Source organism: Rhizobium sp. BK212, from assembly GCF_014197475.1.
Lineage (GTDB): Bacteria > Pseudomonadota > Alphaproteobacteria > Rhizobiales > Rhizobiaceae > Rhizobium > Rhizobium anhuiense.
Genome location: NZ_JACIFS010000003.1, coordinates 605,743 through 618,387, shown reverse-complemented (window position 1 = coordinate 618,387; position 12,645 = coordinate 605,743). Strand labels below are relative to the sequence as shown.

Sequence of the window (12,645 nt, the reverse complement as noted above, 5' to 3'; positions counted from 1 at the left end):
ATGTACCGTTACGACGAATTTGACCATGCCTTTGTCAGCGAGCGCGTCGAGCAGTTTCGCGATCAGGTCCAGCGCCGCCTTTCCGGCGAGCTCGCCGAGGACGCGTTCAAGCCGCTGCGTCTGATGAACGGCGTCTACCTGCAGCTCCACGCCTATATGCTGCGCATCGCCATTCCCTATGGCACGCTGAGCGCGCGCCAGCTGCGCATGCTCGCCCATATCGCCCGCACCTATGACCGCGGTTATGGCCACTTCACCACGCGCCAGAACCTGCAGTTCAACTGGCCGAAGCTGTCCGACATTCCCGATGCGCTCGCCGATCTTGCCAGCGTCGAGATGCATGCGCTGCAGACCTCGGGCAATTGCATCAGAAACGTCACGGCCGATCATTTCGCCGGTGCCGCCGCCGATGAGATCGCCGATCCGCGCCCCTACGCCGAGATCCTGCGCCAGTGGTCGTCGGTCCACCCGGAATTCTCCTTCCTGCCGCGCAAGTTCAAGATCGCCGTCACCGGCGCCGAGCGCGACCGCGCCGCGATCCAGGTCCATGATATCGGCCTGCACGTGAAGAAGAACGACAAGGGCGAGATCGGCTTTGCCGTCTATGTCGGCGGCGGCCAGGGCCGTACGCCGATGATCGCCAAGCTGATCCGCGACTTCCTGCCCGAGGAAGACCTGCTCTCCTACACCACGGCTATCGTGCGCGTGTACAATCTGCACGGCCGCCGCGACAACAAGTACAAGGCCCGTATCAAGATCCTGGTGCACGAAACCGGCACCGAGGAACTGACGCGCCAGGTGGAAGCCGAATTCGCCGCGCTGAAGGATAGCGAGCTCAAGCTGCCGGAAAAGGATGTCCAGGCAATCGCTGCCTATTTCGCGCCGCCGGCTCTGCCCGAACGCGCCGAAGGCTGGGAAAACCTTGCTCGCTGGAAGAAGGCCGATGCCGGCTTCGCCCGCTGGGTGCAGCAGAACGTGCAGCCGCACAAGAACCCCGATTACGGCATGGTGACGATCTCGCTGAAGCCGATCGGCGGCATTCCGGGCGACGCCTCCGATGCGCAGATGGATGCGATCGCCGATCTCGCCGAGGAATATGGTTTCGACGAAATCCGCGTCAGCCATGAGCAGAACCTGATCCTGCCGCATGTGGCGCTGGCCGATCTCGAAGCCGTCTATCGCGGCCTCGTCGCCATCAACTTGGCGGAAGCCAATGCCGGTCTCATCACCGACATCATAGCCTGTCCCGGGCTCGACTACTGCGCGCTCGCCAATGCGCGCTCCATTCCGCTCGCGCAGGAAATCTCCCGCCGCTTCGGCAATGCCGAGCGTCAGGCGGAGATCGGTGAGCTGAAGATCAAGATTTCCGGCTGCATCAATGCCTGCGGCCATCACCATGTCGGCCATATCGGCCTGCTCGGTGTCGAGAAGAAGGGCGCCGAACTCTACCAGATCACGCTCGGCGGCTCCGGCGATGAACATACCTCGATCGGCGAGATCATCGGCCGCGGCTTCGAGCCGGACCGGGTGACCGACGCGATCGAGACGATCGTCGACACCTATCTCGGCCTGCGCCTCGATCATTCCGAGAACTTCCTCGCCGCCTATCGCCGCGTCGGACCGCAGCCTTTCAAGACCGCGCTCTACGGCTCGGCCGCCGAAGCGGCATAAGGAGGGGATGATGACGAAGATCTGGAGAGAAACCGGTTTTGTCGAAAACGATCCCTGGGTGATCGAAACCGACGAGGTGAAGGCGACCGAGGAGCAGAAGCCGCTGCTCGGTCTCGACGAATTGATCGCCAAGGCCGATGAAAGCAACGATGTCGGCCTCGGCGTGCTGATCAAGCCGGCCGACGATGTGCGCAGGCTTGAGCCCTATCTCGATCGCCTCGAAATCGTCGCCGTCGCCTTTCCGGCGTTCAACGACGGTCGCGCCTTCAGCCATGCCTCGCTGCTGCGCCAGCGCCTGGGTTATACCAACGAGCTGCGCGCCGTCGGCGACGTGCTGATCGATCAGGTGCCGCTGATGCTGCGCGTCGGCATCGACAGCTTTGCCGTCACCAACGCCACGGCGCTGAAGCGGCTTTCCGAAAACCGTCTTCCCGCCATTCCCCATCATTATCAGCCGGCAGTGCGTGACGCCGACGCCGGCAAGGGTTATAGTTGGCGCCGTCAGGCGAAGCCGGCCGCATAAGCGGACGGTCCGCCCTTTTACGATGGCGGAACAGTAGCATGAAGACATTCGAAGTGGCGGTGATCGGTGGCGGTCTTGCCGGCATGATCGCCGCAATCGCGCTGGCGCGCGGCGGTCGCAACGTGGCGCTGGTCGCTCCTCTCGCTCCGAAGGAAGACCGGCGCACCACGGCGCTGATGGACCAGTCGATCCGCTTCCTCGACCGGTTGACGCTCTGGGAAAAGCTTCGGCCTGCAACCGCTCCTCTCACCAGCATGCGTATCGTCGACGGCACCGACCGGCTGCTGCGCGCGCCGACGACCACCTTCCGCGCCGCCGACGTCGGCCTGAATGCCTTCGGCTACAATTTCCCCAACAAGGCCCTGACCGACATCCTCGAGGCGGCTATATCAGGCGAGGGCAATATCACTCGCTTCTCCGACATGGCCGAATCGATCGAAATATCAAGCGATACGGTCTCGATCACACTTGCCGGCGGGGAGACGCTCTCGGCCGATTTTGCTGTCGGCGCCGACGGCCGCGGCTCGAAGCTGCGCGAAACATCAGGCATCGGCGTGCGCAACTGGTCCTATCCGCAATCGGCCATGGTGCTGAATTTCGCCCATTCGCTGCCGCACCAGAACATCTCGACCGAATTCCACACCAAACACGGCCCCTTCACCCAGGTGCCGCTGCCGGGAAGCCGCTCCAGCCTCGTCTGGGTGCAGGATCCCGCGGAAGCGGCAAGCCGCGCGGATTTGCCGCTTGCCGAACTTGGGGCTCTTGTCGAGGCGCGCATGCAATCCATGCTCGGCAAGATCGATGTCGAGGAGGGCGTCCAGGTCTGGCCGCTCTCCGGCATGATGGCGCATCGTTTCGGCAAGGGACGTATCGCGCTGATCGGCGAGGCCGCCCATGTCTTCCCGCCGATCGGGGCGCAGGGGCTGAATCTCAGCCTGCGCGATATCATGGCGCTCGCCGATATCCTCTGCGACAGGGCGGAACTGCCGGTGCCGGCCGATGCCGGCGACAGCTTCGACCGCAGGCGCCGCGCCGACATCATGACGCGCACGGCCAGCGTCGATCTCCTCAACCGCTCGCTGCTTTCGGATTTCCTGCCCGTCCAGATGCTGCGCGCTGCCGGCCTGCATATTCTCTCGGCCATTCCGCCGCTGCGCAACATCGTCATGCGCGAAGGCATCGAGCCCGGCCGCGGCTTCCGGGATATTCCGGATGCTCTACGGGAAAAGCTGAAGCGGAAGAAGGCCTGAGCGGATCACGATCAGCCAGAGCGAAACAGTCACCACCGATAGCACTGTCGTGATCAGGATCGTCGCCGAGGCGCGCTCCTGCCAGACGCCGTACTGCTGGCCGATGACGAAGACATTGGTCGCCGTCGGCAGGCAGGCAAGCAGCACGGCCGCCTGGATCCAAACCGGCTCGAAACCGCCAACCGCCGTCAGTGCGACGAAAACCGCGATCGGATGCAGGATCAGCTTCGCCGGCACGATATAGGAGATCTCTGCCGGGATCCGCTTCAGCGGCCGGAGCGCCAGAGTCACGCCCATGGCAAAGAGCGCGCAGGGCGCGGCCGCCTGGGCGAGGTAATCGACGAGGCGCTGAAAGGCCAGCGGCTGGTCGATATCAAGGGCGGCCACGGCAAAGCCTGCCGCCGTCGACAGGATGAAAGGATGCAGCGCCACCTTGCGCACGATGTCGGCGGCGAGTTGGCTGGCCGAACGCTTGTCGTCGCCGGCCGCCGCCATCAGCGCCGGCGCCACGATGAAATGCAGCGCGTTCTCGAAGCAGATGATCAGCGCCACCGGCACGGCGGCACCTTCGCCGAGCGCCAGGAGCGCCAGGCCCGGCCCCATATAGCCGATATTGCCGTAAGCGCCGGCAAAGGACTGGATGGTGCAATCGGCGAGCGAATTGCCGCGCAGAATGCGGCCGATGGCGAACAGCAGGATGAAGACCGCATAGGTCGCCGCGATATCGGTGACGATGAAATCGACGCGCGTCAGCTCCTCGATCGGCGTGCGCGAGACCAGCTTGAAAAACAGGGCGGGCAGGGCGGCGTAGATGATGAAAGTGTTCAGCCATCCCAACGCTTCGGCTGGCTGTTTGGTCGCCTTGGCTGCGATGTAGCCGATCAGGATCAGGCCGAAGAACGGCAATAGCAGGCTGACGATATCGGCCAAGAGGTCTTCCAGTGCGCGGGGATGATCGGCGGGTCAGGATCTGACATAAGCAATTCGAGCAAAAGTGTGTAGCGGTTTTGCGTCTGGAATTGCGCAGAGACAAGAGCAATTCCAGCAAAAGTGTGTAGCGTTTTTGCCCCCGGAATTGCGTAAACTAAATCGATAGAGCGTGGACCCGTTATCGCTACGAGTACACGCTCAACGATCCCAACCCAACAGGCCGTCAGTAGTCCCAGAAGGCCGCTACCCAGCGAAAGGCGTCGCCGTCGACCGCCACCCGGCCGACGGAGGGGAACGGCAGGTGAGTGGCCACCAGTTGCTCGCCAGTCTCCGCCAGCTCCCGCAGAAGGCGGACCCGAACGCGCGCCGCCTCCTCGGGGTCGTGTTCGAAGCCGTTGAACCAGTCCGGATGTTCAAACCCGACCGCGAACACGGCGTCGCCGGCAAACATCAGCCGGTCGCCGCCGGACGCCAGGCGGATCACGCTGTGCCCGGGCGTGTGGCCGCCGGTGCGATGGACGACCACGCCCGGCGCCACCTCGTACTCATCATCGAACAGCCTGAGATGGCTGCGATACTCTTTCGCGAACCGCTTGGCGGTCGCCCGAAGCGCGTCCGGGAACCCCGGCGGCATGGAGACCCGGGAGAAATCGGGCGCCTCCCAGAACTTGACCTCGGCGGCCGCCACGTGGATCCGCAGGTCCGGACGCAGCTGCTCCTTCACCCCGTCGACGAGCAGTCCGCCGATGTGGTCCATGTGCATGTGGGTCAGGACCACGTCGGTCACCGACGCAAGATCGATGCCGGCGGCCTCCAGTCGCTTGATCAGTTGCCCGGCCCGCGGCAGGTGCAAGTCCGGGTCGAGCCCCAACCCGGCGTCGAGGAGTATGGTCTGGTCGCCGCTGCGCACCACGACCACGTTCAGCGCCCAATCCAAAGCGTCCGGCGGCAGGAACATGTCTTTCAGCCAGGCCGCTCGGACGGCGGGATCGATGTTGTGTCCCAGCATCGCGGTTGGGAGCGGTAGCACGCCATCGCTGATCACCAACACCTCAATCTCGCCGACCTGCACCGCGTAGCGCGACGGAACCAGTTCGTCGAGCCGAGGTCTGCCGGTGTGTGCGGTGTTTTCCAGGCTCATCTTTGTCTCAAGGTTCATGTTCGTCTCCTTCTGACCGCCGCCTCAAACACGGCATCGACGACGCTACATGGAGGCGTGTTTGCGATCGATTGGGTCGAGGGATAAGGGCGGGTGGGGCCGAGGGACAGGGCAAGCCATACCACCGAATAGGTGCGGGCCTCGCTTCTTACTGCTGGCGGCATGCTGGACGAGCGCGGAGTCGATCAGTTCAGCGAACGCGGCAAGCCTGTGAATGGGCTCGCCACAAATGTCTAGCCGCATCCTCACGCCAGGGCCGACGGTCACGATCCCTCGTCCGGTATGTTCAAGACGTCTCCGCACGCCTTGCAATGAACGGCGTCGGCGTCATGGCGCTGGAGGCCGCATCGGTGACAGGCAAAGGTCACTTTGTGAGGCCGGACGACTGCCTGAGCAAGCCTGACGAATAGGGAGATGCCGACGATCATCGTCACCACGGAAGTGAGCTTGCCCAGCGTTCCCGGGAGCGTGATGTCTCCGAATCCCGTCGTCGTCACCGTCGCGACCGTGAAATATAGCGCATCGACGAATCCTTCGCCTCCCTCCCTGTTGTAGAAGAAGGACGTATAGACGAACCCGGTTGCCATGAAGAGGAACACAAGGAAATTGATCACCGCCCGGACGACGTCGATAGGTGTAAATAGCCGGCCTTGCGCAGCAAGTCCTTGAGCAGCGGACTCGTGCCGATCGCCCAGAACCGCATGATCCGCAGGAAAGCGAAATTGAAGAGCAGGTCCGGCAGCAACAGCGTGGCCAGCACCACGAAGTCGATCCAGGTCATCGGCCGCCGAATCCACTCGCGCACGGAGGATGCGGCGATCGCCCGGCCGACCATCTCGGCGGCGATCCACACTGCTATCGCATAGTCGATAATCAGATAGGACGGACCGGATCGCAGGTACGGGCCGAGCAGGAAGAAGGCGAGAATGGCAACGTCAATGGCAGCAAATACCAGCCGAAAGGCGACCGCCTGTCTGCCGTCGGCCCTATCGAGCTTTCGCAGCACCTGGCGGAGCGAATTCTGCTGAGAGCCGTCGCCGGATTCGAAGATTTTCATCCAGGGAATGTAGATCCCTCATCGGCGTCCGCAAGTCGCCGAAGAGATCCTTGTCGGGGGAAATCGTTGTTCTCGTCCGGACAAGATTTGCGCTGCAGGTTCCGCCTCGCCTCAGGCGACGGACCATCCACCGTCCACCAGCAGGTTCGCGCCGGTGATCAGGCTCGCAGCCGGTGATGCCAGGAAGACGACGGCACCCACCACATCATCGGTTTCGCCGATCCGGCCGAGCGGAATGTGATCGAGCGTCGCCTTGCGATTGTCGGCATCGGACAGAAAAGGTTCTGTGCCATCGGTGTGGATGAACGTTGGCGATACGGTGTTTACGGTGACATTATAGGCTGCCCATTCGGCGGCAAGGCAGCGGGTGAGGTGATTGATTGCCGCCTTGCTCATGCAATAGATTGCCTCGCCGCGCAGTGCGACGGTACCGGCCTGTGAGCTGATGTTGATGATCCGGCCCCCATTGCGCTTGATCATGTGGCGGCCCACAGCCTGCGTCATCAGAAAGGTGCCCTTGATGTTGACATCGAGTATCTCGTCAAGGTCCTTCTCCTCGACGAGTTCTGCGAGATTGCCCGGAGCCACCCCGACGTTGTTGACGAGGACGTCGATCCGACCGAACGTAGCAAGCGCCGCGTCGACGGCCTGCACGATATGGGCCTTGTTGGGAATGTCCAGTTCAACAGGGAGAACTCTTCGTCCTGTGCCTTCGAGTTCGGCAACCAGGCCCGCCGACGCTGCGACATCGCGGACCCCTAAAACAATATCGGAACCTGCTGCGGCACAGGCAAGTGCGCAAGCTCGACCGATGCCACGGCTCGCTCCCGTCACCAAAGTCACCTTGCCCTCAAGGCTGAAGTCCGGCGCGTTCTTCTGCATCATCATGCCTCCCTCGATGAAATCAATTTATGACAGCGTCGGCGTGCGGATGCCAGATATTCTCAACATGCTGAAGAGCGTCCCCTTGACCAATGGGCGATCCCGCAACGTGGGACACTTTCCCCGATAGGCCCCCGCAAAAATCCGCATTGCCCGTCTGATCCTGCACACGACGACCGACGGCGCGGGAGGAAGCGACGAAGCCGATCTCGCGGCGGCTTCCGATACCGCCACCCACACGACCTGGAAAATCGGTATCCGGTGGCCTAGCCGATCTGCATCAGGACCGGAAAGGTCTGCTGGAACCAGATCGCCACATTGCTGACCCATCCGAACAGGAAGGCGAGGCCGGTAAGCACCAGGAAGAGACCCATCACCTTTTCCACCGTGCCGAGATGGCGGCGGAAGCGCGACAGGAAGCGCATGAAGGCGCCGGAAAAGCCGGCGGCGATCCAGAAGGGGATGGCAAGGCCGAGCGAATAGATGGCGAGCAGCCCGGCGCCGGAGCCGACCGTCTCGCGCGAGGCGGCAACGCCGAGGATGGCGCCGAGCACCGGCCCGATGCAGGGCGTCCAGCCGAAGGCGAAGGCAAGGCCCATGATATAGGCGCCCGTCAGCGTCGCCGGCTTGCCGCCGCCTTGGAAGCGCGCCTCGCGGGTCAGCAGTCCGATTCGGAAGAGGCCGAGAAAATTCAGCCCCATGACGATGATGATCAGCCCGCCGATCTTCGACAGGAGGTCGAGATGCTGGCGAAGCGCCATGCCGATGCTGGAAGCGCCGGCGCCGAGCGCCACGAAGACGGTGGCAAAGCCGAGCGTGAAGAAGAGTGCGGAGAAGAAAACGCTGCGCCTGACACCGGGCGCGACCACAACCGCACCGCCGCCGCGGAACTGCTCGACTGAAATGCCGGCCATATAGCAGAGATAGGGCGGGACGAGGGGAAGCACGCAGGGCGACAGAAAGGAAAGCGCCCCGGCAATCAGCGCGCTCCACAGGGAAATATCGGCAATCGACACGCATTCTCTCCGGCTGCAATCTGCGTGATGTTCCTAGCTTTGCAGGCCCGGGATTGCCAATCACCTTTTTGCGCGCGCAAGAAATCTGTCTTTGCACGCGAGACATCCGTCTTGCGCCGGCAAGAAATGTGCCGACCGTCGGAAAAAGGCAAATTTTTCGGTTGACCGCAATGGGTCACCTGCCTATGTTCCGCCCACTTCCAGCCGGGGTGGTCACACCCGCGGAGAGGGAGAGCGTAGCTCAGCCGGTAGAGCAACTGACTTTTAATCAGTAGGTCTCGGGTTCGAACCCCGACGCTCTCACCATAAATATTTCATGATCAATATGTTAGCGAAACTGCCAGCTGTTTTGACTGGTGTGACGCAGTGCTGCCACGGAGCTGACTCTCTGAAAGCCAACCGGAATGGACAAGCCTCTCTGATCAATCCGGCGCCACCGTTGCGGCCAGGACCGCCTTAAACGCGGATACAGCGCCGCAGACGCGCAACGACTTTCACTGCAGATCGATCGGCGTTCCGGATCATTGCCGGTGCGCTCCGGCCTCATTTAACGGGGTCACGATGGACTTTGTTGTCCTTTAAGGAAAGGGATTCCGCTTTCGGATTTCCTCGCCGATTCTCTTTATTCTGGTGACTTTGTTCGCAGTTTGATGTGAACGGAGGGCGGGCTCCGGCCCGCCCCAGCCTCTGTCATGTGACGCGACGGCTTACGAAATCAGTTAGAACTCAGGAACCAACTTCCGCTGCGGTCCGTTTTCTTCTCATCAGCAAAGAGGAGAAATCGACCATGGATTGGAATCGGATCGAAGGAAACTGGAAGCAGGCGAAGGGCAAGATCAAGGAGCAGTGGGGCAAACTCACCGACGATGATCTCGATCAGATCGCCGGCAAGCGCGACCAGCTGGAAGGCAAGATCCAGGAGCGGTATGGCATCGAGAAGGACCGTATCAAACGCGACATCGATGATTGGACCGGTCGCCAGACTTGGTAGTGCCTGAACAAAAACCCGGCGAAAGCCGGGTTTTTGCCGAAGGAGCTACGGCGATCAAGGGCGCTCGGATGTCACGAATATCCACCGAAAGCCAAGAGAAGTACGCCGATTGCGATAACCGCCAGGGCTGGCCAGTTTTGGGATATCCCGAGGAATCTGAGGCCTTGGCGCCGCGGTTCCAGCGTCGTGCCGCCTTGCGGCATCATTTGATGCGGATTACTCGGATTTCGACGAAGCGCCGACGTAAAGAGAAAAAGAAGTCCGCCGATGATGAGAGCGGCTCCGATCAGGATTGCCCACATGGTGACCTCCATAGAAACCAGGGTCTTGGGGTAAACCAGATCCGGACCTGATCGTTCCGTGAGTAGCTGCTCGCTTGAACAACCTCCACGGAAAGATTGAGCAAGCTACGCCGGAACCAAAAGTGCCCGCGGTGAATTTGACCGCTGAGCAATCTTGGAGATCCTGATGGACAAGACACCGAAGACGGCCATCCGCGGAATGATGCTGTACGTCATCGCTCTTCTCGTCTTGGGCATTCTAGCCGGCGCCGTCTACACGCTCTATGGCCATCCCGCCGATCCGTCCGAGCGACCGGCAGCCGAGACGATTCCGGAAAAAGCCACGGCTCCGCAGTGAGATGCGCTGTACCAGTTAATGGATTGACCGCCGTGGGAATGATGACCGGGAAAGGTGCTTGCCAGATCCGGCGCGCACCTGGTCAGTTCGTGTTGAAAGGCCCGCGCTCCTCGGCAAAAGATCCGCAAGTGGCGACCAACATGGCTTTGGAAAGCAAGCCGGAAATCCTGTCGCAAGTCGTTCCAACCAGTCAGAAGATGGGGAGTTTGCGGATGAAAGAACATGTCGTCGTGATATCGGGAGCAGGTCCGACAGGCCTGATGCTGGCAGGCGAGTTGGCCTTGGCAGGCGTCGACGTGGCGATCGTCGAACGCCGTCCCAACCAGGAGCTTGCCGGTATGCGGGCCGGCGGTTTGAGTGCGCGCACGCTCGAGGTTCTCGATCAGCGTGGGATCGTCGACCGGTTCCTCGCCGAAGGGCAGATCGCCCAGGTTACCGGATTTGCGGTCACGCGTCTGGATATCAGCGATTTTCCGACCCGGCACAATTACGGGCTGGCGCTGCGGCAGAAGCATATCGAGCGCATTCTGGCCGGCTGGGTCGAGGAGCTGGCGGTGCCGATCTATCGCGGCCGTGACGTGACGGGTTTTGCTGAGGACGATATCGGCGTCACCATCGAACTCTCCGGCGGCGCCTCGCTCAGGGCAGCTTATCTCGTCGGCTGCGATGGTGGCCGCAGTCTGATCCGCAAGATTGCCGGCATAGAATTTCCAGGATGGGATGCGACGACCAGCAACATTCTCGCCGAAGCCGAGATGGAGGAGGAGCCGCCATTGGGCATCCATCGCACGGCCCTTGGCATGCATGCCTTCGGCCGGGAGGAATATGAAATTCGCGACGGCAAGGTCGTCTTTGCCAGTGAAGGCCCGATCAATGTCATGGTAACGGAAAAGACGGTCGGCGGCACGGGCGAGCCGACGCTCAGCGATCTCAAGGAAGCCCTGATTGCCGCATGCGGGACAGATTATGGCATCCATAGTCTCAAGTGGATTTCCAGATTCACCGACATGTCGCGCCAGGCGGCGGCATACCGCAAGGGCAGGGTGTTCCTGGCCGGCGATGCCGCTCATGTGCATTCTCCGGTGGGCGGACAGGGCCTCAATACCGGTGTGCAGGATGCCGTCAATCTCGGTTGGAAGCTGGCCCAGGTGGTGAAAGGAATGTCGCCTGAAGCCCTGCTCGATACTTACCACGCCGAACGGCATCTGGTGGCCGCCCGGGTGTTGCGGGCGACGATGGCGCAGGTCGCGTTGCAACGGACGGACGATCGAACGGAAGCCTTGCGTGAGATGATAACGGAGCTCCTCGGCATGGAGGAGCCTCGCAAAAGGATCGCGGCCGAGATGTCCGGACTGGCGATTCATTACGATCTCGGCAAAGGCCATCCGCTGCTCGGCCGCCGCATGCCTGACCTTGAGCTCACCACGCCGGATGGTCCTTTGCGTCTCTTTACGCTCCTCCATAATGCACGGCCAGCGCTCGTGAATTTCGGCGCACCCGGCAGCGTCGACATCACGCCGTGGTCGGACCGCGTCACCTTGGTCGATGCCCGATATGACGGTCCATGGGAACTGCCTGCACTAGGCATTGTTTCCGCGCCGGCCGCGGTGTTGATCCGGCCCGATGGCTACGTGGCGTGGGTGGGTGACGGGACGCAGGATGGTCTGCAAGAGGCGATGCACACCTGGTTCGGACCAGCCGGCTAAGGACCGAGAATTCGTGAGCTGTTGGCCTATGCGGCGAGCGAAATCGAACCGCAATCCAAAATCGTCTCGGGCTCGGGCATCGGTTTGCCGCGGCGTTCCCAGGTGCGGCGGCTGATGCCGAAAGCCTCCCAGGGGCGCGCTTGGCTAAGGGCGTTGGCAAGATAGTCAGCTCTGGGCAGCGCGCCTGCCGCACGCCGTCGCTCTTCTTTTCGGGCTCGGTCCCGCTGCCGCCGCTTTTCGTTTTGAAGTTTTGTTCTTTTCCGCTTCGGCACATCGAATGCACCGATGGTGCGAATGTCGAGCGCGCTCCGCTCTGAGTAACTCAGATGCAGGGCATGACCGAGAGCGTCGGCGGACAATGAGGGAAAACGCACCTTTGTCCGCTCGTAGATCGACGAACGCGAGGCTGGCGATCACCTCGACGTAGATCAATGCGTCATCCGCCTCCGGCACGATGTCGCCGTGACGATGCCTGATCAGTTTTTCGATCTCGCGCACCCGGCCTCGGAAATGGTTCCAGCGGCTGACCCGCATGCGTCGCTGTACGACCTTGTATCCCAGCAGGCAGTCGCCGAGTTTGATGGTCGTAACATCCCGAGCAAGGCCATCCCGTTGATCCGCCTTTGCAGCCCGTTTTTCCGATTGAGCCGCTTCATCTGCGCCAATAAGACGATCCATCGAGTTCCCCTTGCGATCTGCCTCGGAGGCCGAAACGACGGATTGTAAAGGAAGTCGAAGGGGGTGATATGCACTCTTTACTCGGCATTCTGTGGATTGTTGAAGAAACGGCGGCCGTTCGATGACCTCGACGCTTCTTAATT

General features: G+C 61.7%; 11 protein-coding genes, 1 tRNA gene and 2 pseudogenes. 7 read left to right on the top strand and 7 right to left on the bottom strand.

Annotated features, from left to right (window positions below; all coding sequences use genetic code 11):
- Genes FHT79_RS12945 through FHT79_RS12935 form a run of 3 tightly spaced genes read left to right on the top strand, consistent with a single transcriptional unit; the run spans position 1 to position 3,444 of the window.
- Positions 1 to 1,671 (top strand): nitrite/sulfite reductase, encoded by a 1,671-nt coding sequence (locus FHT79_RS12945; RefSeq protein ID WP_097594547.1) that lies wholly within the window; start codon positions 1 to 3, stop codon positions 1,669 to 1,671.
- A gap of 10 nt (positions 1,672 to 1,681) precedes the next feature.
- On the top strand, positions 1,682 to 2,194 hold the full coding sequence (locus FHT79_RS12940) for a DUF934 domain-containing protein (protein WP_047615398.1): 513 nt from the start codon (positions 1,682 to 1,684) through the stop codon (positions 2,192 to 2,194).
- 38 nt (positions 2,195 to 2,232) lie between these two features.
- Positions 2,233 to 3,444, top strand: coding sequence for a UbiH/UbiF family hydroxylase (locus FHT79_RS12935; protein WP_047615037.1), 1,212 nt, complete (start codon positions 2,233 to 2,235; stop codon positions 3,442 to 3,444).
- On the opposite strand, the gene FHT79_RS12930 is transcribed toward FHT79_RS12935, so the two are convergent.
- The 5 genes and pseudogenes from FHT79_RS12930 to FHT79_RS12910 form a co-directional block, all read right to left on the bottom strand.
- Positions 3,412 to 4,374 carry an AEC family transporter gene (locus FHT79_RS12930; protein ID WP_097594546.1) on the bottom strand — a complete coding sequence of 321 codons (963 nt, stop codon included), beginning with the start codon at positions 4,372 to 4,374 and terminating at the stop codon, positions 3,412 to 3,414. The genes FHT79_RS12935 and FHT79_RS12930 overlap by 33 nt on opposite strands.
- A gap of 223 nt (positions 4,375 to 4,597) precedes the next feature.
- Positions 4,598 to 5,533: an MBL fold metallo-hydrolase gene (locus tag FHT79_RS12925; RefSeq protein WP_047615040.1), complete on the bottom strand. Its 936-nt coding sequence runs from the start codon at positions 5,531 to 5,533 to the stop codon at positions 4,598 to 4,600.
- Positions 5,534 to 5,796: 263 nt separating this feature from the next.
- Positions 5,797 to 6,590 (bottom strand): annotated as a pseudogene (locus FHT79_RS12920) (ion channel).
- Between the two features lie 111 nt (positions 6,591 to 6,701).
- Complete coding sequence (locus FHT79_RS12915; RefSeq protein WP_097594681.1) at positions 6,702 to 7,472, bottom strand: glucose 1-dehydrogenase; 771 nt, start codon at positions 7,470 to 7,472, stop codon at positions 6,702 to 6,704.
- Positions 7,473 to 7,738: 266 nt separating this feature from the next.
- On the bottom strand, positions 7,739 to 8,488 hold the full coding sequence (locus tag FHT79_RS12910) for a cytochrome c biogenesis CcdA family protein (protein WP_047615042.1): 750 nt from the start codon (positions 8,486 to 8,488) through the stop codon (positions 7,739 to 7,741).
- Between the two features lie 230 nt (positions 8,489 to 8,718).
- Here FHT79_RS12910 and FHT79_RS12905 point away from each other — a divergent pair.
- Both FHT79_RS12905 and FHT79_RS12900 read left to right on the top strand, forming a co-directional pair.
- Positions 8,719 to 8,794: transfer RNA gene (locus FHT79_RS12905), tRNA-Lys, on the top strand.
- Between the two features lie 481 nt (positions 8,795 to 9,275).
- Positions 9,276 to 9,479: a CsbD family protein gene (locus tag FHT79_RS12900; protein ID WP_028758090.1), complete on the top strand. Its 204-nt coding sequence runs from the start codon at positions 9,276 to 9,278 to the stop codon at positions 9,477 to 9,479.
- 71 nt (positions 9,480 to 9,550) lie between these two features.
- Here the strand turns inward: FHT79_RS12900 and FHT79_RS12895 are convergent, their stop codons facing one another.
- Positions 9,551 to 9,781 (bottom strand): membrane protein, encoded by a 231-nt coding sequence (locus tag FHT79_RS12895; RefSeq protein WP_028758089.1) that lies wholly within the window; start codon positions 9,779 to 9,781, stop codon positions 9,551 to 9,553.
- A gap of 166 nt (positions 9,782 to 9,947) precedes the next feature.
- Between FHT79_RS12895 and FHT79_RS12890 the strand changes: the two genes are divergently transcribed.
- Positions 9,948 to 10,118, top strand: coding sequence for a hypothetical protein (locus FHT79_RS12890; protein ID WP_179874667.1), 171 nt, complete (start codon positions 9,948 to 9,950; stop codon positions 10,116 to 10,118).
- 212 nt (positions 10,119 to 10,330) lie between these two features.
- Positions 10,331 to 11,824 (top strand): FAD-dependent monooxygenase, encoded by a 1,494-nt coding sequence (locus FHT79_RS12885; protein ID WP_097594680.1) that lies wholly within the window; start codon positions 10,331 to 10,333, stop codon positions 11,822 to 11,824.
- Between the two features lie 26 nt (positions 11,825 to 11,850).
- Here FHT79_RS12885 and FHT79_RS12880 read toward each other — a convergent pair.
- Positions 11,851 to 12,502 (bottom strand): annotated as a pseudogene (locus FHT79_RS12880) (hypothetical protein).
- Positions 12,503 to 12,645: the final 143 nt, after the last annotated feature.